This is a genomic window from Kineococcus aridisoli, assembly GCF_050871885.1.
In the GTDB taxonomy this organism is placed as follows: domain Bacteria; phylum Actinomycetota; class Actinomycetes; order Actinomycetales; family Kineococcaceae; genus Kineococcus.
This window is the reverse complement of sequence record NZ_JBJLSF010000038.1, coordinates 24,122-41,694: the sequence shown is the minus strand read 5'-3', so window position 1 is coordinate 41,694 and position 17,573 is coordinate 24,122. Positions and strand designations below refer to the sequence as shown.

Below are 17,573 nucleotides of genomic sequence, written 5' to 3'. Positions count from 1 at the left end.
GTGGGATCGTTCGGTGCCCACCGAACGATCCCACCCCTACGGTGGCAGACGTGACTTCCTCCCCGCCTACGACCAGCGATGATGTGCAGGTCGCCTCGCGTGACGTGCCGGCCCTGGTGGCGGCCGGGGTGACGGTGGTGGCGTGGGCTTCGGCGTTCGTGGCGATCCGCTGGGTCGGTCAGTCCTTCGAGCCTGGGCCGCTGGCGCTGGGCCGGCTCCTGCTGGGCTCGGCGGCACTGGGTGCGGTCCTGGCCGCGCGGCGTTCCTGGACGGCCCCCACGCGCCGGGAGTGGCTGCTGATCGGACTGTGCGGGCTGGCGTGGTTCGCCGTGTACAACCTCGCGCTCAACGCCGCTGAGCAGCGCGTCGACGCCGGGACCGCCGCGATGCTCGTCAACCTCGGGCCCCTGCTCATCGCCCTGCTGGCCGGGGCGCTGCTGGGTGAGGGGTTCCCCCGGCGACTGCTGCTGGGAGCCGCAGTCGCCTTCACCGGCACCGTCCTGATCGGTGCGTCCACGGCCGGATCCGCCCCGGCCGATGCCCTCGGAGTCGCGCTGTGCCTGGTGGCAGCGGCGACCTACGCCATCGGGGTACTGGCGCAAAAGCTCGTGCTGCGCCGACTGCCGGCACTGCAGGTGACGTTCTCAGCCTGTCTCGTGGGGGCCGCGGTGTGCCTGCCGTTCAGCCCCGCGCTGGTGGCACAGGTCTCCCGGGCGCCGACTGCGGCCATCGGCGCCCTGGTCTACCTGGGGCTGGTGCCGACCGCGCTGGCCTTCGGCACGTGGGCCTTCGCCCTGGCCCGGACCGAGGCGGGCCGGCTCGGGGTGAGCACCTACCTCGTGCCGCTGCTGACGGTGCTGCTGGCGTGGCCGCTGCTGGGGGAGGTCCCGCCCGTGCCCGCGCTGGCCGGGGGTGCGCTGGCCCTGGCTGGGGTCGCGCTCTCCCGCCGCCGCTGAGCAGGCACGAGCGTCCGTGCTCAGCACCCTGGTGCCAGTCCAGGAGGAGACACCCGTGGTCGCCGCCGCATCGATCGCCGCCTTCGCCGCTGCGCTCGCCGACCGGACGCGGGCGTCGATGTGCCTGGCGCTGCTGGATGGACGGGCCTGGACGGCCGGTGAACTGGCCCGCCACGCGCGCGTGGCCCGCTCCACCGCCAGCGAACACCTCTCCGCCTTGGTGAGGGCGGGCCTGCTCAGCGAAGAACGTCAGGGACGGCACCGCTACGTCCGCCTGGCCAGCCCCGACGTCGCCCAGCTCGTCGAGGACCTCGCCGCAGCCAGCGCCGGCACACAGCACCCCACTCCACAGACATCGCTGCGCACGGTGCGCGCCGCCCGCGACCTGGCGGCAGCGCGCACCTGCTACGACCACCTCGCCGGAGCCCTCGGCGTTGCGATCTTCGACGCCCTCCTCGCCACTGACCTGATCAGCGACCGGAACGGGCTGGCCCTCACCCCGGCCGGGTGGACCTGGTTCCACGACATCGGCTGCGGAACTGCGCTGGCGACCCCCACCCGTCGGCCCCTCCTGCGCACCTGCCTGGACTGGACCGAACGCCGAGCCCACCTCGCCGGTGCACTGGGCGCCGCCTTGCACCAGCAGTTGCTGCACCGCGGCTGGACCCGCACCCTCACCGGCACCCGCGCCGTCACCCTCACCGACCACGGCCGCACCGCCTTGCCCTCGATCCTCCGCATCGCTCTGGACGCTGGCGGGTAGCGACCCGGTGCAACGAACAGCGCTGATCGCGCGCACCTCGCAGCGGATGCGCAGCCGTTCGACCTGGTGCAGCGCCCCCGCGAGCGGGAGGTGCCCCGGCGAAGGTGCGCTCCACCACCCAGCGGGTGCGCCTCGGACCGGAGCCGTGCCCGACGCCCCTGCGGGCGATGCGCGCAGTGGTGCCGCGCCTTCGCGGGGCGCGTCGGTGGGCGCCGTCGTCGTAGCCGCGGTCGGCGAACAGGTGACGCGGCTCCGGTCGAGGACGACCCGCGTTCCTCGGGTGGCGGGGAAGGCGTCGACGAGGGGCACCAGCTGAGCCGTGTCGTGGCAGTTGCCGCCGGTCAGCGCCACGACGAGCGGAACGCCACCCCCGTCGGTGAGCAGGTGGCGCTGGGAGCCGTTGCGGGAGCGGCTCGCCGGTGGAGGGCCGGCGTGAGCCCCCCTTCGAGGACCCGCACGTGCGAGCCGTCCACCACCGCCGTCCCCAGGTCCGGCTTCCCAGCCGCGCGCAGCTCCTCCAGCACGCGGTGCAGCAGCGGCTGCACCCGCTGCCACAGCCCGCCTGGTACCAGCTCGACGACCCGCTCGGGCAGCGCGTCCTCGGCCGTGCGTCCAGGCCGCGACGAGCGGAGAGGCCCCGCACGTCACGGTGGGACCAGTCGCTGGGCACTCACCGGAGACGGCCTCCTGACTGCGCCCGGTTGGCCGGGTGCGCTCCCCGCTCCCCGGGTACGCGCCGCAGCCGGCTGGTGGACGCCGCAGCCGGCGCCGCGCGGCGCTCAGCGCACCGGCCGCGTCGTCGACTCGCGCTCGACGACGCGGAACCCGACGGTGACGTCCCGCGGCGAGGCCTCCGGCTCGGCGATGCGACGGCCCAGCAGCCGCACGGTCTGCTCGACGATCTCGTCGTGGTCGGGGGCGATCGAGGACAGCGACGGGATGCGGAACCTGGCGTCCTCGACGTCGTCGAAACCGACGACGAGGACATCGTCGGGCACCCGCACGCCGTGGTCGGCCAGCCCGCGCACGAGGCCGAAGGCCAGCGTGTCGGTGACGCAGAAGACGCCGTCGGGCAGCTCGGGCAGCGCCAGCAGCTCCTGCGCGCAGCGCGCACCGGCGGCCTGGGTGACGCCGCTGTGCACGCCGACAGCGCTCAGGCCGTTCTCCCGCACCACGCGCAGGAAGCCCTGCGCGCGCAGCGTGAAGGCGGCCCCGCCCTCCGGCAGCAGCTCCTGCGCCGGGTCCTCCAGCGCCGGGGCGCCGACGATCGCCGGGCGCCGGCAGCCGCGCTCGACGAGCAGCCGGGTGGCGGCCTCGGCCCCCTCGACGTTCGGCATGCTCACGTGGTCGACGGTCTGGTGCAGCTCCTGCTCGCCCAGCACGACGACCGGCACCTCGCGGCTGAGGGCGTTGATCTCCCGCTCGCTCAGGCCCAGCGCCGCGATGACCAGGCCGTCGTAGGCGTTGAGCCGGGAGTCGCGGAAGGCGGCCAGCTCGCCCTCGCGGCTGGCGTGCGTCTCCTCGACCACGGTCGCCAGCCCCGCCCGGGAGAAGGCCTGCACGAGCCCGTGGCTGAGCCGGCTGTAGTAGTGGCTGTCCAGGGTCGGCACCGCGATGCCGACGACACCGGTCCGCCCCTGGCGCAGGCTGCGCGCGGCCACGTTGACCTGGTAGCCGAGGCGCTCGACGGTCTCCATCACCAGCTGCCGGGTGCGCTCGCTCACCGGGCGCCGTCCGGTGAGGGCGTTGGAGACCGTCATGGGGGAGACCCCGGCTTCCGCCGCCACGTCGCGCATGGTGACCATCGCGGGTCCTCCCTCGTGCTGCGGCACGCGCCGGTCGGCGCCGGGGCGTGGCGGTGCGGTGTGCGTCGGTGGGCGTGCGGTGCGCCGGTGGGCGCGCGGTGCCCGCACAGCAGAAGGTACCGCCGCCCTCGCGCCGGAGTCCTTGACACGACCCGGGCAGCACCTCACTATATCGATACACGCCAGGCAGGCGGCGGCTCCCCGAAGGTGGTGGGCCGCAGCGCCGGCCCGGCCCGAGAGCTTGGACCACCGCCGCGGCGCACGGCTGCACCGCGCCGGTGGCGTCCCACCACCGACCCCACGGAGGACCCCGTGCTTCTCGACGACGAACGGGCGCCGGCGGCGACCGCCACGACCGGCACGGCCCTGCGGGTGCAGGCCGTCCTGGACGCCGACCTGCCCGGACCGCGCATCAGCCGCCACCTGTACGGGCACTTCGCCGAGCACCTGGGCCGCTGCATCTACGGAGGCTTCTGGGTGGGGGAGGACTCGCCGGTCCCCCACGAGGGCGGCCTCCGCCTGGACGTGGTCGAGGCCCTGCGCGCCCTGGACATCCCCAACCTGCGCTGGCCCGGCGGCTGCTTCGCCGACACCTACCACTGGCGCGACGGCGTGGGCCCCCGCGAGGAGCGCCCCACCATGGTCAACTCCCACTGGGGCGACGTCGTGGAGGACAACTCCTTCGGCACCCACGAGTTCATGGCGCTGTGCGAGCTGCTCGGGGCGGACGCGTACGTCTCGGCCAACGTCGGCAGCGGCACGGTGCGCGAGGCCGCCGAGTGGATCGAGTACCTCACCCGCGCCGACGACTCCCCGATGGCCAGGCTGCGCCGCAGCCACGGCCGCGAGGAGCCGTGGAAGGTGCCGTTCTGGGGCCTGGGCAACGAGCCCTGGGGCTGCGGCGGCGGCATGAGCTCGGGGGCCTACGCGGAACTGGCCCGCCAGTTCGGCACCTACAGCCTCGACCACGGCGACAACCACCTGTACCGGATCGCCGCCGGTGCCGCCGACGCCGACTACCGCTGGACCGAGGTCCTCATGCAGAACCTCGGCCGCTACCTGGGCGCCGGCGCGGTCACCGGGCACGGGAAGAACACCTACCAGGCGATCTCCTTCCACCACTACACGATCGTCGGCCCCACCTGGGAGAACAAGGGGTCCGCGACCGACTTCGACGTCGACGAGTACTACCGCACCATGGCCGAGGCCGCCCGCATCGAGCAGATCATCGCCGGGCACGCCGCCGTCATGGACGCCTACGACCCCCGCAAGGAGGTCGGTCTGGTGCTCGACGAGTGGGGCACCTGGTTCGACGTCGAGCCCGGCACCAACCCAGGGTTCCTCTTCCAGCAGAACACGATGCGCGACGCGCTGGTGGCCGGTGTCCACTTCGACGCCTTCCACCGCCACGCCGACCGCCTGGTCATGGCGAACATCGCCCAGACGGTCAACGTCCTGCAGGCCATGCTGCTCACCGACGGCGAGAACCTCGTCCTCACCCCCAGCTACCACGTGTTCGCGATGAACAAGGGCCACCACGACGCGGCCTCGCTGCCGCTGGCCGTGCGCGGGGGCGTGCCGACCCGCCGCGTCGGGGACGAGGACCTCGAGCTGTTCTCCGCCTCGGCCAGCACCAAGGACGGCCGGGTCCTGGTGTCGCTGACCAACCTGGACGCCGAGCGCCCGCTCGAGGTCGAGGTCGACGTCCGCGGCGTCAGCGCCGGCACCCCGGTCGGCCGGCTGCTGACGGCCGGGGAGATCACCGACCACAACACCGCCTCCAGCACCCCGGTGCACGTCCGCGACCTCCAGGACGTCCACCTGGACGGCGGCACGCTGCGGGTGACGCTGCCCGCGCACAGCTTCGCCACGGTGAGCTTCCCCACCGCCTGACGTCCCAGCACGTCCACCAGCGCACCAGCGCACCGGCTCCCGGCCGGCGCGTCCACCACGACTCCCCAAGGGAGGGGACCTCCGTGAAGAACAAGCTCTCGGCCCCGCAGTCCGCCGCGTCCACGCTGCTGTCGACGCCGCTGTCCCGCCGCCGCGCACTGGCCCTGTCTGCCCTCGCCGGAGGGACCGCCCTGACCGCCTCGGCCTGCTCCTCGGGCGGCTCCAGCGGTTCCAGCGACCCGAACACCTTCGAGTTCTGGTCCTTCACCGGCATCAACCAGAAGGACTCCGTCGAGGAGTACAAGCAGCTCGCGCCCGACGTCACCGTCAAGCTCACCGAGGTCGGCAACGCGCAGGAGACCGCGCAGGGGCTGACCACCGCCCTGGCCGGCGGCAAGGTGCCCGACCTGGTGCTCATCCAGGCCGGTGACCTGCCCAAGTTCATGAAGAACCCCGGCAACTTCGTCGACCTGACCACGCTGGGCGCCGACGACATCCAGGACGACTACGTGGACTGGGTGATGGCGCAGGCCACCGCGAAGTCCGGCGAGATCATCGGCATCCCCACCGACGTCGGCGGCATGGGCGTGGCCTACCGCACCGACCTCATGGCCGCCGCCGGTCTGCCCACCAACCGCGACGAGGTCAGCGCGCTGTGGCCGACGTGGGAGGACTTCATCGCCACCGGCCAGCGCTACACCCAGGCGACCGGCAACGCCTTCATCGACAACGCCGCCACGACCGTCTTCCTGCAGGCCGTCTCCCAGGGCGAGGAGCAGTACTACTCCGCCGACGGCGACGTGGTCTACGACACCAACCCCATCGTCCGCGAGTCCTTCGACCTGGGGCTGCAGGCCATCGCCGCCGGCATCACCGCGAAGCTGGAGAGCTTCACCGACGGCTGGAACGCCGGCATGGCCAAGGGGGCGTTCGCCGCCGTGGCCGCACCCTCGTGGATGCTCGGCTCGATCCGCTCCGCGGCGCCCGCCACCGAGGGCAAGTGGGACATCGCCGTGATCCCCGGCGGCAGCGGCAACTGGGGCGGCAGCTACCTGGCGATCCCGGCGCGCGCGGCCAACCCGCAGGCGGCGTGGAAGTACATCACCACGATGCAGTCCCCCGAGCAGCAGCTCCAGCACTTCATCGACGCGGGTTCGCTGCCCACCACCCCGGTCAACTACGACAAGCCGGAGCTGGTGAACCACACCGACCCCTTCTTCAGCGGCGCCCCCACGGGCAAGATCTTCACCCAGGCCGTGCTGGGCCTGAAGCCCTTCGTCAACGGCGAGTACAACACCGAGATCAGCACCGAGCTGCTCAACGCCCTCAACGGCGTCGAGGGCGACGGCGCACCCGCCGATGCCGCGTGGGACACCGCCACCAAGAACATCAAGACGGCGATCGGCGCCTGATGAGCGCCACCCTGACCCCCGGCACGCTGCGGCCGGTCAAACCGGCCACCGCGACCCGGCCGGTGGAGAAGCGCTGGGAGCGGCTGGCGCCCTACGGGTACGTGGCGCCCTTCTACGTCCTGTTCCTCGTCTTCGGGCTGTTCCCGCTGCTGTTCACCTTCTACGTCGCGCTGTTCGACTGGAACCCGATCGGCGACAAGACGTTCGTCGGGCTGGAGAACTTCCGCGCGCTCGGCGAGGACCCGCGCTTCTGGAACGCGCTGCGCAACACCTTCAGCATCTGGATCATCTCGACCGTCCCCCAGCTGCTCATCGCGCTGGTCCTGGCGCAGGTCCTCAACAACGCCTTCCTGCGCCTGGCCAACTTCTTCCGCATGGCCATGCTGCTGCCGTACATCACCTCGGTCGCGGCGACGGCGATCGTCTTCGCCCAGCTCTTCAACCGCGACTACGGCCTGCTGAACTGGTTCCTGGAGCTGCTCGGCTTCGAGCACATCGACTTCATGTCCAGCGCCGTCGGCAGCCACGTGCTCATCTCGGCCATGGTGATCTGGCGCTGGTTCGGCTACAACACGCTGCTCTACCTGGCCTCGCTGCAGGCCGTCCCCCGCGACCTGTACGAGGCGGCCGCGGTGGACGGGGCCGGCCCGGTCAAGCAGTTCTTCCACATCACCCTGCCGTCGCTGCGCCCGGTGATCGTCTTCACCGTCATCATGTCCACCATCGGCGGCCTGCAGATCTTCACCGAGCCGCTGCTGCTGTCCAACGGCACCCTCACCTGCGGCACGGCGCGCCAGTGCCAGACCCTCTCCCTCTTCCTCTTCGAGCAGGGCTTCGGGTCGTTCAAGTTCGGCTACGGCTCGGCCGTCGGCGTCGCGCTGTTCGCCATCATCGTCGTCGTGGCGTTCGTCAACTTCCTGCTCTCGAGCCGGCTGGGGAGGAAGGGCTGACATGGCGACCACCACCGACCCCCGGCAGCAGGGGGACCTGCGGCCGAGCACCGGCAGGACCCGCCGCCGGCGGGGCATCGTCCGGGTGCGCTGGTACACCTACCTCGTCCTGGCCCTGGCGGCGGCGGCGTGCATCTTCCCCGTCTACTGGATGTTCGTCGTCTCCTCCGTCGGCTCCGAGGCGGCCACCCAGCTGCCGCCGCGCGTCGTCCCCGGCGGCAACTTCCTGGACCTGCTGCGGCTGGTCTTCGAGACGGTGCCGTTCGTCCGCTCGCTGGTCAACAGCTTCATCGTCGCGGCCCTGATCGCCGTGGGGCAGGCGTTCCTGTGCTCGCTGGCGGGCTTCGCCTTCGCGAAGATGACCTTCCGCGGCCGGGACGTGCTGTTCCTCATCCTCGTGCTGACCATGACGGTGCCGGCGCAGCTGGCCGTCATCCCGCAGTACATGGTCATCTCCAACCTCGGGTGGGTGGACACCCTGCAGGCGCTCATCGTCCCCGGCCTGGTCAGCGCGTTCGGCATCTTCTGGATGCGCCAGCACATCAGCGCCACCATCAGCGACGAGCTGCTGCAGGCGGCGCGCATGGACGGGGCGAACTCCTGGCAGATCTTCGCCCGCATCGCCTTCCCCGTCGTCCGCCCGGCGGCCGCCGTGCTCGGCCTGCTCGGCTTCGTGAACGCCTGGAACGACTTCCTCTGGCCGTTCATCGTCCTGAAGTCCCCTGACATGTACACCGCGCAGATCGCCATCAAGGCCCTGCAGTCCAACATCTCCGTCGACCTCGGCCTGGCCATGGCCGGTTCGTTCCTGGTCACCATCCCGCTGCTGGTGCTGTTCGCCTTCTTCGGCAAGCAGATGGTCTCCGGCATCATGGACGGCGCCTTCAAGGGCTGAGAGCCACCCACCCCCTTCGTGATCGTGAGGAAGCCCGTGGACACCAGCACCACCGCCCCCCTGACCGAGGCCCAGGTCGAGCACTTCCTGGAGAAGGGCTACGTCGTCCTGGAGCACTGCTTCGACGCCGAGCAGGCCGCCCCGATCGTCGAGCGCTCCTGGCAGCGCCTGGGCGTCGACCGCGACGACCCCGGCACCTGGGACCGCCCCCGGGTGCACCTGTCCTCCCAGACCCACGTGGACGCCGAGCAGTTCGCCCCGACCGCCTTCGCCGCCGCCTGCCAGCTGCTGGGCGGGCGCGAGCGCATCCAGGAGCCCTGGGAGTGGAGCGACGGGATCATCGCCAACCTCGGGGTGGGCGCCGACCGCCCCTTCGAGGAGCCGTCGGCGAAGGTCGGCGGCTGGCACAAGGACGGCGACTTCTTCCGCCACTTCCTGGACTCCCCCGAGCAGGGGCTGCTGACGATCGTCCTGTGGACCGACGTGGTCTCCCGGGGCGGCGGCACCTTCGTGGCCACCGACTCCGTCGGCGTCGTCGCCCGGTTCCTGGCCGAGCGGCCCGAGGGCGTCCTGCCCGACGAGCTGCAGCAGACCCGCCTCGTCGAGCAGTGCCGGCAGTTCGAGGAGCTCACCGGCAAGCAGGGCGACGTGGTGCTCATGCACCCGTTCATGCTGCACGCCACCTCCCAGAACGTGCTGCGCGCCCAGCGCCTCATCACCAACCCGCCGATCGCCCTGCGCGAGCCCATGGACTTCGACCGCGCCGACGCCTCGCAGTCCTCCCCGGTGGAGCGGGCGGTCCTGCGCGGGCTGGGCGTGGACCGCTTCGCCTTCACCCCGACCGCTCCGCGCGAGGCCGTCGTGCCGCCGCGCCTGCTCGCGCAGCAGGCCGCCGGGGAAGCGGTCGGCTGACGTCGCTGACACCCTGGCGGGCGGGCCCCTGACCGGGACCGCCCGCCGCGAGCACCGTGGAGGAAGGCCGATGACCACCAGCACCGCCCCCGCCGACGACCTGCCGGGCGCACCGGCGCCCGAGCGCCTGCTCGTCCCCGGCCCGCACGGCGAGGTCCCGCTGCGCGTCCACCGCGGCTCCGGGGCCGGGGCACTGCTGTGGTGCCACGGCGGAGGCTTCGTCCACGGCGACCTCGACATGCCGGAGGCGGACTGGGTCGCCCGGCGCCTGGTGGAGCGCACCGGTTCCACCGTGGTCACGGTGGACTACCGGCTCGCCACCGAGGGCACGGCCGCGCGCTGGCCGGTGCGCTGGCCCGTGCCCTCCGACGACGTGCTCGCGGCCTGGGCCTGGACCACCGGCGCCGACCGCCCGTGGGCGGGAGGGAGCACCGTCCTCGGCGGTGCCAGCGCGGGCGCCAACCTCGCCACGGGCGCGGTGCTGCGGGTGCTCGCCGGCGACCGGCCGCTGCCCGTGCCGGCGGGTCTGCTGCTCGTCTACCCGACGCTGCACCTGGACGGCCCCGCGCCGTCCCCGGAGCTCGCGCACGCGCTGGCGCAGCTGCCGCCGGAGCAGCGCTTCGGAGCCGACGTGGTGCGCAGCATCTACGGCCACCTGCTGGGGGTGCAGCACCTGCAGGAGCCGCCCGTGGCGGCCGTCCCCGGCCTGGCCGGCCCCGAGGAGCTGCGCGAGCTGCCGCCGACGCTCGTGCTGCTCAGCGAGGTCGACGGCCTGCGGCCGTCGGGGGAGGCGTTCGCCGGCACCCTGCGCGCGGCGGGCGTGCCGGTGCAGGTGCACACCGAGCCCGGGACGCGGCACGGCCACCTCAACGAGCCCGAGCACCCCGGCGCCGGCCGCAGCATCGAGGTCATCGCCACCTGGGCGCGGGAGCGGACCGCGGCCGGGGGAGCCGGCTGAGCGGTTCCTGCGACGCGGTGAGCTCGCCACGACGCCGACGTCGTGGCGAGCTGCGCCGCGTGCGGAGTCAGGACGGGCCCGGTGCGGCGTGCTGGTGCCGCGCCGCCGCCGTCACCGCCGCCGCCGCTGCCGGCTCCCCGCCGAGGAACTGCGCGGCCATGGCGAGCAGCTCCTCGTCGGAGACGTCCCGCGACCGCAGCTCCCGCAGCGCCGCCGCGTAGTGCCCGGCCGGGGCGTAGAGCTCCAGGGCGATGCCGTCCGGGTCGCGCAGGTTCAGGTGGTGGCCGAGGGGCATGTCCTGGACCGGCGTGTGCGGGACGCCGTGCTCGCGCAGCCGCTGCTCCCACTCCACGAGCTCGTCGCGGGAGGAGGCCGCGAGCCCCAGGTGGTCCAGCCCGGTGACGAGCTCGCTGAAGCGCTGCCCGCTGCCGTCGGGCGGGCGCATCAGCCCGAGGGTGAAGCCGGTCCGCTTGTGCAGGCACACCCGTCCGTGCCCGAAGTCCAGCACGGGCGTGAAGCCGAGGACCGCGGCGTAGAAGCCCTGGCTCCGGTCGAGGTCGGTGACGGTGAGGCTGACGTGGTCGATCCCTGCGAACGCGGGCATGTCGGCTCCTGTCTGCGAGGTCGCGCTGCGGGTGCAGTGGTCGGCGGTGACGACTGGACACGTAGAACCTATCGCTGATAGGTTTCCGGTGTCGAGAGGTGGTCATGACCCAGGTGGTGAGCGCCCGGGACGCCCGGCGCAGGGAGCGGCTGGAGCAGGTCCTCGCCGCCGCGTGGCAGATCGCGCGGGAGCAGGGCCTGACGGCCGTGACCCTGCACGAGGTGGCCCGGCGGGTGGGCATCCGCCAGCCGTCGCTGTACTCCTACGTGGACTCCAAGGCCGGTCTGTACGACGCGATGTTCGCGCAGGCCTACCGCGAGCTGCTCGACCACGTCGCCACCGTCCCGCGGGACGGCGACCCGCGCCGGGTGCTGCTCGCCGTGTCGCGGTCGGTGCTCGAGTTCGCCGTCGCCGACCCCGCCCGCCAGCAGCTGCTGTTCCAGCGCACCATCCCCGGCTTCGCGCCCTCGGCGGGCTCCTACGCCCTGGCCGAGCGCTTCCTCGGGCAGGTGGTGGCGCTGCTGCACGCCGCCGGGGTCGAGGACCCCGCCGACATCGACGTCTACACCGCCCTCGTCGCCGGGCTGGGCGTGCAGCAGATCGCCAACGACCCGGGCGGCGACCGCTGGACGCGCCACCTCGAGCGGCTCGTGGGCACGTTCCTGCTGGACCGGGAGACGAGAGGGAGACCATGACCACACCGACCGCAGTCGTGCAGGCGCTGGACGTCCCGGCGATCGGGCACGAGGAGGCGATGGACCTCGCCCGCGTCGAGGACGAGCGGTTGCTCGCCCTGCTGCGCACCCTGACCCCCGACGACTGGACCCGTCCCACCGACTGCACGCGGTGGAGGGTCCGGGAGCTCGTCCAGCACCTCATCGGGTCCGCGGCCGCGCAGGCCTCGCCCGTCGAGCTCGTGCGGCAGGTGCTGCTCGCCCGGCGGTTGCGCGCGCAGGTGGCCGCCACCCACTGGGTCGACACGCTCAACGAGGCGCAGATCCGCCGCACCGCCGCAGTGGGGGTCGACGACGCCGCCGAGCGGTGGCGGTCGACGTCGGCCGCGGCCCTGCGCGCCCGGCGCCGGCTGCCCGCCCCCGTGCGCGCGCTGCGCGTCGTCGACCTCGGGGAGGCGATGGGGACCCGGATCGGCCGGCAGCGGCTGGACTACCTCTTCGACACGGGTTTCACGCGCGACACGTGGATGCACCGCGTCGACCTGGCCCGCGCCGTCGACCGCCCGCTCGTGGTCACCGCCGAGCACGACGGGCGCATCGTGGCCGGCATCGTCGCCGAGTGGGCGCGCCTGCACGACGAACCCTTCACCCTGCACCTGGGCGGGCCGGCCGGTGGCCGGTACACCGCCCGCGGCGGCGGCGAGCCCGTCGAGGTCGACGCGGTCGAGTTCTGCCGGATCCTGTCCGGCCGGGCCGCCGGCCACGGGGTCCTGCGGCACGCGCTGCCGCTCTGAGCGGCCGACGACCCGCCCGCGGCTACCGGCCGGAGCGGGCGCGCCGGGTCACCACCGCGTTCAGCGCCCACAGCAGCACGCCGAGGGCGACGAGGACCCCGGCGATGCGGTACTGCTCCGGATCGCGGCCCGAGGTCCACGGCAGGACGAGGTAGGCGCAGGAGAGGGCCCCGAGCACCGGCAGGACCCGGCCGGCGGAGAAGTGCCGGTGCCCGACGCGGTCGCGGCGCAGCACGAGCACCGAGACGTTGACGACGCAGAACACCGTGAGCAGCAGCAGCGACGTCGTGCCGCCCAGGACCGCCACGACCGGAGACCCCGGGGACAGCGACACGTAGACGATGAGCGCCCCCGCGATGGCCGTCGTCAGCAGGATCGAGATCCACGGGGTCCGCCGGAACGGGTGGACGGCGGACAGGAACGAGGGCAGGACCCGCTGCCGGCTCATGCCGTAGACCAGCCGGCTGGCCATCATCATGTTGATGAGCGCCGAGTTCGCGACCGCGAACATCGAGATGAACGGCAGCAGGTCCGACATCGGGAAGCCCGGGGCGGCGGTCTGCGCGACCTCCACCAGCGGGGTCTCGCTCTCGGCCAGCACCCCCACCGGCACGACCGCGACCGCGCAGATCGAGACGAGCACGTAGACGACGGCGGTCAGCCCCAGCCCGGTCAGCAGGGTGCGCGGGAAGATGCGGCTGGGGTCCTCGGTCTCCTCCGCCATGTTGACGGAGTCCTCGAAGCCGACCATCGCGAAGAACGCCAGCGACGTCGCCGTGCTCACCGCGAGCAGGACGCCCTTGTCCTCCGGGGTGTCGAAGGCGACCACCCGGGAGAAGTCCGCCTCCCCGCCGGCCATCGCCCAGAACCCCAGCAGGACCACCGTCAGCAACCCGGTCAGCTCCACGAGCGTCAGGACGACGTTCAGCACGACGCACTCGCTGACCCCGCGCAGGTTCACCGCCATCACCAGCGCCATGAACCCCAGCGCGATCGCCATGATCCCCACGTTGCCGAGGTCGAGGCCGAAACCCGCGACGAGGTTGGCGGCGAAGGCCCGGGACGCGGCCGAGGCGGAGGTGATGCCCGAGGACATCACGACGAAGCAGACGAGGAACGTCAGGAACTGCAGGCCGAACGCCTTGTGGACGTACAGCGCCGCGCCCGCCGCCTGCGGGTACTTCGTCACCAGCTCCAGGTAGGAGAACGCGGTGACGGTGGCGACCGCGAACGCCACGAGGAACGGCAGCCACGCCGCGCCGCCCACCTCGCCCGCGACCTGGCCGGTGAGGGCGTAGACGCCCGTGCCGAGGATGTCCCCGACGATGAACAGCAGCAGCAGCTTCGGGCCGATGACCCGGCGCAGCGCGGGCTGGTCCTCGGTGTCGACCTGGGTGGTGCTCACGAGGGCCTCCCGCGGCTCGGCCGGACGGACCCCTCCCACGATGGCACCGCGCGTCCCGCCGGTCCATCCCGCCGGTCCACCCCTGCGGTCCACCCCCGGCGGGGCGGCCTCAGCGCGGGGGGGGGGGGCGGCGCAGCGCCAGCGCGGCCCGCCCCGGCGGCTGGCCGACGACCCGCGTGAACGCCCGGCTGAACGCCGCCTCGGAGCGGTACCCGAGCTGGCGGGCGACGGAGGAGACCGTCGCCTCCGGCGAGCGCAGCCGCTCCAGCGCCACGTGCATGCGCCAGCGCGTCACGTGCTGCATGACCGGCTCGCCGGCCACGGCGGTGAAGCGCGCCGCGAAGGCGCTGCGGGAGACGCACGCCGCCGCCGCCAGCGAGGCGACCGTCCACTCCCGCGCCGGGTCGCGGTGCACCAGCGCCAGCGCCGGCCCGACGACGGGGTCCACCAGCGCCCCGAGCCAGCCCTCCCGCGCGGCCGGTGCCGTGTCCAGCCAGTGCCGCACGGCCTGCACGACGAGCACGTCGGCGAGGCGGGTGAGGACCGCCTCGCCGGCCGGGCGCACCTGCTCCACCTCCGCCGCCAGCAGCCGCAGCACGTCGGCGACGCCGCTGCCGGCCGCGGCCGCCGGCACGTGCAGGAGCGCGGGCAGCAGGTCCAGCAGCGTCCGGGCGGCCGGGTGGTCGAAGCGCACCGCGCCGCAGACCATCGTCGTCCTCGCGCCGCCACCGCCGGCGCGCAGCACGGCGTGGTGGCCGTCGGTGCTCTCGTGGGCGAGGGTGAGCACGGACGGGCGGGCGCCGGTGACCTCCGCGCCCAGGTCGTGCCCGTCCCCGCGCGGGACGAGGACGAGGTCGCCGGGGACCAGCTCGGCGCGGGTGCCGCCGGCCTCGAGCACGCAGCGGCCCGCGGTGACGGCGTGGAACCACAGGCAGTCCGGCACCGCCGGCAGCGAGAACCCCCACGGGGCGCTGAGCTCGGAGCGGCAGTAGTAGACACCGGTCATCCGCAGCCCGTGCAGCGCGTCCCCGACGGGGTCGGCGGCCGCCCACGGCGGCTGCGGGGCGCTCGTGCCCGCTGGTGCGCTCACCCCGGGAGTCTCGGCGGCGCGGGCGCCCGCCGTCCAGGGCGCTGGACGATCGGGCAGCCCCGCCGGACGCGCGGTCGTTCCCCGCGCGCGCGGCGCCCGCGACGGTGGGAGCGCTGGGAGGGCCAGCACCCCCGACCGAGGAGGAACCGATGATCACCGTCCTGGGAGCCACCGGGAACACCGGGCGCCGCGTCGCGCGCACGCTGCTGGACGCCGGCGAGGCGGTGCGCGCCGTCGGCCGCGACGCCGCGCGGCTGCGGACCGCGGTGCCGGGCGCCGAGCACGTGGTCGCCGACGCGACCGACGCCGCCGCGCTGGCGGCGGCCTTCGCCGGCGCGGACGCCGCGTACGTGCTCTCGCCGTTCGAGGCCACCGCCCCCGGCTACCTGGAGCAGCAGCGGCGGCTGGGCGAGGCGGTCGCCGCCGCCCTGCGCGCGGCGCGGGTGCCGCGCGTGGTCGCCCTCAGCTCGCTGGGCGTGGACGTCGAGCAGGACACGGGGTTCCTGCTGAGCCTGCGCGCGCAGGAGCAGCGGCTGGCCGCCCTCGACGCGGACGTGCTGCTGCTGCGGCCGGGCATGTTCTTCGAAGCGTTCCTGCCCGCCGTCCCGGCGATGCGCGAGCGGGGCGTGCACGAGGACTCGATCGATCCCGACGTCGCCCTGCCGATGGTCGCCACGGCCGACGTCGCCGACGCCGCCGCCGCCGAGCTGCTGGGGCCGGCGCGCGCGGGGGTGCGCGAGGTCCTCGGACCGCGCGACCTCACCGTCGCGCAGGCCGTCGCCGCGCTCGGCCCGGCCCTGGGCGTGCCGGGCCTGCGCTACGTGCGGCTGCCGCAGGAGCAGGTGCGCGCGGGGCTCACCGCCGCGGGCCTGCCCGCGGACGTGGTGGACCTGCAGCTGCGCATGCACGCCGCGTTCTCGGCCGGGACCGTCCGCTCGCGGGCCGGGCGCGGACCGGCCACCTCGTCCCCGACGACGATCGAGGAGTGGGCGCGGGCAACCTTCCGCCCCGCGCCGGCGTCTGCAACGGCGTGGGGGAGCCGTCCGCAGGTCTCGTGAGCGCGCCGCGGCTGCGGGCCGGGTTCGAGGTGGAGCTGCTCGCGCCGCCGGGCGCGAGCCGCCGCGACCTCGCCGAGGACCTCGCCCGCCGCCGCGGCGGTTCGGTGCGCCCCTTCTTCCACGTCGACACGGAGGGTTCCGCGGTGCCGGGGGTGGACGCGTTCTGGCACCTGACCCCGGGTTTCCGGGTGCTCGACGCGGCCGGGGAGCCGGTGTGCTCGCTGGTGGACGACACCAGCGTCGTCGCCGACCTCGACGCCCGCGCCCGCCCGCGGCCGGGCTGGTACCGCGTCGTCAGCGACGACGCGCGGCTGCTGCGCCTGGTCGCCCGGCACGCCGACCCGGCCGCGGGGATCGGGTCGGTGCTCGGGCCCGTCGCCGCGCTGTTCGGGACGCCGGTGCAGCAGCTGGGCGCGGTGCACCGGGTCGACGACGCGGCCGGCGCGACGATCGCGATGGCCGCACCGCTGCCGGGCGAGCGCGAGCGGGTCTGCGAGGTGATCACCCCGCCCGTCGAGGCCGGGCACGAGGAGGTGCTCGAGGCGCTGCTCGCGCCGGCGCGCGCGCTGGGCTTCTCGGTGCCGCGGGAGGCGGCCGTGCACGTGCACCTGGACGCCGCGCCGTTCCGGGACCCCGGGCGCTTCGCCGCCGTCGTCCGCTCGTTCGGCGGCCGGCGGCGCGAGCTGCACGAGCGGTTCGGCACGAACCCGCACTGCCGGCGCCTGGCGCCGCTGCCCGCCGAGCTCGTCGAGCTGTGCGCTCGCCGGTGGCCGGACTGGGAGTCGCTGCGCGCCGCGGCCGCCCGCACGCCCGTGACGAAGTTCTGCGACCTCAACGTCACCCGGGTGCTCGGGCTGCGCCCGGGCCCGGACACCCTGGAGGTGCGGATCCTGCCCGGCGCGCTGGACGGCGCCTCGATCGCGGCGCGGCTGGCGGACCTGGAGGACCTGCTGGCGGCGCCGGGTCAGCCCTGCGCCGGGGTTCCCGGCGGGCCGTCCGGCGGGGTGCCCGGGGCCTGCGGGGCGGGGGCCGGGCGCTCGACGAGGTAGGTGTGCCCGCCGACCGTCACCCGCTCCCACTGCGCGTACCCCGTGCGCGCCTCCTCCTCGGTGCGCGGACCGCGCGGCGGCGCCTCGTCGGAGGTGACCTGGGCGGGACCGGTGAAGCTGAACGCCGCGTCGAGCAGCAGGTCCACGAGCCGGTTGCGCGAGCGCGGCCGCTGCAGCGAGCGGGGGGTTCCGTGGTGGTCCTCCGGACGGCCCTCCGCTCGTGCGCGCACGCGGCGATCGTAGGACGGCTGGAGCCCGCCCTCCAGGCGGGGCGGGTGGGACCACCGCCCCCGGCGAGCCCGCCGGCCGTCCGCTGCTGCGCCCGGACCGCGACGCTGCCACCATGTCCTGACCC

17 protein-coding genes and 1 pseudogene are annotated in these 17,573 nt (G+C 74.2%); 12 read left to right on the top strand and 6 right to left on the bottom strand.

Annotated elements, in window-relative coordinates:
* Nucleotides 1-50: 50 nt before the first annotated feature.
* Together ACRYM2_RS12265 and ACRYM2_RS12260 are read left to right on the top strand one after the other, a co-directional pair.
* The gene (locus tag ACRYM2_RS12265) at nucleotides 51-956 is read left to right on the top strand and encodes a DMT family transporter (protein WP_432522668.1); all 906 of its coding nucleotides are present in this window, start codon (nucleotides 51-53) and stop codon (nucleotides 954-956) included.
* A gap of 16 nt (nucleotides 957-972) precedes the next feature.
* Nucleotides 973-1,719 (top strand): ArsR/SmtB family transcription factor, encoded by a 747-nt coding sequence (locus ACRYM2_RS12260; RefSeq protein ID WP_432522667.1) that lies wholly within the window; start codon nucleotides 973-975, stop codon nucleotides 1,717-1,719.
* 97 nt (nucleotides 1,720-1,816) lie between these two features.
* On the opposite strand, the pseudogene ACRYM2_RS12255 reads toward ACRYM2_RS12260, so the two are convergent.
* Nucleotides 1,817-2,258 (bottom strand): annotated as a pseudogene (locus ACRYM2_RS12255) (transposase); the annotation flags it as partial.
* Between the two features lie 240 nt (nucleotides 2,259-2,498).
* The gene (locus ACRYM2_RS12250; protein WP_432522666.1) at nucleotides 2,499-3,524 is read right to left on the bottom strand and encodes a LacI family DNA-binding transcriptional regulator; all 1,026 of its coding nucleotides are present in this window, start codon (nucleotides 3,522-3,524) and stop codon (nucleotides 2,499-2,501) included.
* A gap of 312 nt (nucleotides 3,525-3,836) precedes the next feature.
* On the opposite strand from ACRYM2_RS12250, the gene ACRYM2_RS12245 reads away from it, so the two are divergent.
* The 6 genes from ACRYM2_RS12245 to ACRYM2_RS12220 all read left to right on the top strand — a co-directional run bounded on the left by ACRYM2_RS12245 (nucleotide 3,837) and on the right by ACRYM2_RS12220 (nucleotide 10,544).
* Nucleotides 3,837-5,417, top strand: a complete 1,581-nt coding sequence (locus tag ACRYM2_RS12245; RefSeq protein WP_432522665.1) for an alpha-N-arabinofuranosidase — start codon at nucleotides 3,837-3,839, stop codon at nucleotides 5,415-5,417.
* Nucleotides 5,418-5,500: 83 nt separating this feature from the next.
* Entirely contained in the window at nucleotides 5,501-6,829 is a 1,329-nt protein-coding gene (locus ACRYM2_RS12240; RefSeq protein WP_432522664.1) for an ABC transporter substrate-binding protein, read from the top strand.
* The gene (locus ACRYM2_RS12235; protein WP_432522663.1) at nucleotides 6,829-7,779 is read left to right on the top strand and encodes a carbohydrate ABC transporter permease; all 951 of its coding nucleotides are present in this window, start codon (nucleotides 6,829-6,831) and stop codon (nucleotides 7,777-7,779) included. Before ACRYM2_RS12240 ends, ACRYM2_RS12235 begins: the two co-directional genes overlap by 1 nt.
* 1 nt (nucleotide 7,780) lies before the next feature.
* Nucleotides 7,781-8,674, top strand: a complete 894-nt coding sequence (locus ACRYM2_RS12230) for a carbohydrate ABC transporter permease (RefSeq protein ID WP_432522662.1) — start codon at nucleotides 7,781-7,783, stop codon at nucleotides 8,672-8,674.
* A gap of 36 nt (nucleotides 8,675-8,710) precedes the next feature.
* Nucleotides 8,711-9,586 carry a phytanoyl-CoA dioxygenase family protein gene (locus ACRYM2_RS12225; RefSeq protein WP_432522661.1) on the top strand — a complete coding sequence of 292 codons (876 nt, stop codon included), beginning with the start codon at nucleotides 8,711-8,713 and terminating at the stop codon, nucleotides 9,584-9,586.
* Between the two features lie 70 nt (nucleotides 9,587-9,656).
* A complete protein-coding gene (locus ACRYM2_RS12220) occupies nucleotides 9,657-10,544 on the top strand; it encodes an alpha/beta hydrolase (protein WP_432522660.1) in 888 nt (295 codons plus the stop codon).
* 67 nt (nucleotides 10,545-10,611) lie between these two features.
* Here ACRYM2_RS12220 and ACRYM2_RS12215 read toward each other — a convergent pair whose 3' ends face one another.
* Nucleotides 10,612-11,148 (bottom strand): VOC family protein, encoded by a 537-nt coding sequence (locus tag ACRYM2_RS12215; protein WP_432522659.1) that lies wholly within the window; start codon nucleotides 11,146-11,148, stop codon nucleotides 10,612-10,614.
* Between the two features lie 104 nt (nucleotides 11,149-11,252).
* On the opposite strand from ACRYM2_RS12215, the gene ACRYM2_RS12210 reads away from it, so the two are divergent.
* Both ACRYM2_RS12210 and ACRYM2_RS12205 read left to right on the top strand, forming a co-directional pair.
* Nucleotides 11,253-11,843: a TetR/AcrR family transcriptional regulator gene (locus tag ACRYM2_RS12210; RefSeq protein WP_432522658.1), complete on the top strand. Its 591-nt coding sequence runs from the start codon at nucleotides 11,253-11,255 to the stop codon at nucleotides 11,841-11,843.
* Nucleotides 11,840-12,616 (top strand): maleylpyruvate isomerase family mycothiol-dependent enzyme, encoded by a 777-nt coding sequence (locus ACRYM2_RS12205; protein WP_432522657.1) that lies wholly within the window; start codon nucleotides 11,840-11,842, stop codon nucleotides 12,614-12,616. The genes ACRYM2_RS12210 and ACRYM2_RS12205 overlap by 4 nt, the downstream gene beginning before the upstream one ends.
* Nucleotides 12,617-12,638: 22 nt before the next feature.
* On the opposite strand, the gene ACRYM2_RS12200 is transcribed toward ACRYM2_RS12205, so the two are convergent.
* Complete coding sequence (locus ACRYM2_RS12200; RefSeq protein ID WP_432522656.1) at nucleotides 12,639-14,021, bottom strand: APC family permease; 1,383 nt, start codon at nucleotides 14,019-14,021, stop codon at nucleotides 12,639-12,641.
* Nucleotides 14,022-14,130: 109 nt separating this feature from the next.
* Nucleotides 14,131-15,111 carry an AraC family transcriptional regulator gene (locus tag ACRYM2_RS12195; protein ID WP_432522655.1) on the bottom strand — a complete coding sequence of 327 codons (981 nt, stop codon included), beginning with the start codon at nucleotides 15,109-15,111 and terminating at the stop codon, nucleotides 14,131-14,133.
* A gap of 149 nt (nucleotides 15,112-15,260) precedes the next feature.
* Here ACRYM2_RS12195 and ACRYM2_RS12190 point away from each other — a divergent pair, with 149 nt between their 5' ends.
* Both ACRYM2_RS12190 and ACRYM2_RS12185 read left to right on the top strand, forming a co-directional pair.
* A complete protein-coding gene (locus ACRYM2_RS12190; RefSeq protein WP_432522654.1) occupies nucleotides 15,261-16,169 on the top strand; it encodes an NAD(P)H-binding protein in 909 nt (302 codons plus the stop codon).
* Nucleotides 16,166-17,218: an amidoligase family protein gene (locus ACRYM2_RS12185; RefSeq protein WP_432522653.1), complete on the top strand. Its 1,053-nt coding sequence runs from the start codon at nucleotides 16,166-16,168 to the stop codon at nucleotides 17,216-17,218. The genes ACRYM2_RS12190 and ACRYM2_RS12185 overlap by 4 nt, the downstream gene beginning before the upstream one ends.
* Here the strand turns inward: ACRYM2_RS12185 and ACRYM2_RS12180 are convergent.
* Nucleotides 17,134-17,448: a hypothetical protein gene (locus ACRYM2_RS12180; protein WP_432522652.1), complete on the bottom strand. Its 315-nt coding sequence runs from the start codon at nucleotides 17,446-17,448 to the stop codon at nucleotides 17,134-17,136. The genes ACRYM2_RS12185 and ACRYM2_RS12180 overlap by 85 nt on opposite strands.
* Between the last annotated feature and the right edge of the window lie 125 nt (nucleotides 17,449-17,573).